Raw genomic sequence first — 971 nt, forward strand, 5'->3', positions numbered from 1 at the left:
GTCCGGGGGCGTGGGTCCGGGGGAGTGGCCGGCCTAGATCACCTCGTCCAGCTCGGCCTCCATCCGCGACGCCTCCCCGTAGCGCGCGACGGCCTGGGCGAGCAGCGTCCGCAGGACGTACGCGAACAGCGCGACCCCCAGGATCGCCAGGCCGATCCCGGCCATGATGACGGTGACGCCCGGATCCTCCCGCTGCCCCGGCGCGTTGAGGGCCGTGACGGTGAACCACACGAGGGAGGCGGCCACCACGGCCCCGATCACGCCGTCCACGTACCGGAAGGCCGCCCCGGAGAACACGGTGCCGCGCCGCGCCATCGTCACCAGCCGCCAGACGCAGACCGCGGCGACCTGCACCGTCACCATGCCCAGCATCGTGACCAGGCGCAGCGGGGTGAGCGGGAGCGACCCGTCCTCCGGATCGTGGCCCAGCGCCCACGCCATCCCCGCCTGCACGAACACGGTGCCGGCGAGCACCACCACGAGCACGACGCGCAGTGCCCCCACGGTCAGCTTTCCCATTCCTGTCCCTCCATCGAATCGCGATGGGAATCTATCGATTCTCGATATGTTGGGCAAGGGGCGGGCTTCCGCTTCCCCGCAGGAGCGGGAGGCGTCGGCGGGGTGGGCGGCAGGCCGGGGCCGACGGCGATCACGTGCTTGTGATCGCTCACAGCCGCAGGGTCACGAGCTCGGCGGCGTCGTGCCCCGAGTTGTCCGCCTGCGGGACCGTCGAGGACGTCGGGGTCTCGTCCGGCGCCGGACTATTGCACCCTCAGTTGTTAGCGCTCACACTGGCGATCGAACGGCCGGACCCCGCGCCGGGGCCGTCCCCGGCGCGGCGCTCCCCCCACCGCACCGGTTCCGCCGACCGCCCCCGCGGGCGGGCGGGGCCGCTACCCCAGGAGGAACACATGGCATCCGAGAAACCGTTACGCGCACGCCTGTTATGGCGGTGGCGGCGAGGGACGGTC

The 971-nt window shown here is 72.5% G+C and carries 1 protein-coding gene; it reads right to left on the bottom strand.

The genetic code is table 11. From position 1 onward, the window contains the following. Positions 1-33: 33 nt before the first annotated feature. Complete coding sequence (locus tag ACOV8S_RS30975; protein ID WP_448321812.1) at positions 34-519, bottom strand: DUF2975 domain-containing protein; 486 nt, start codon at positions 517-519, stop codon at positions 34-36. Positions 520-971 lie beyond the last annotated feature (452 nt).

It is taken from the genome of Streptomyces sp. CO7, from assembly GCF_053474865.1.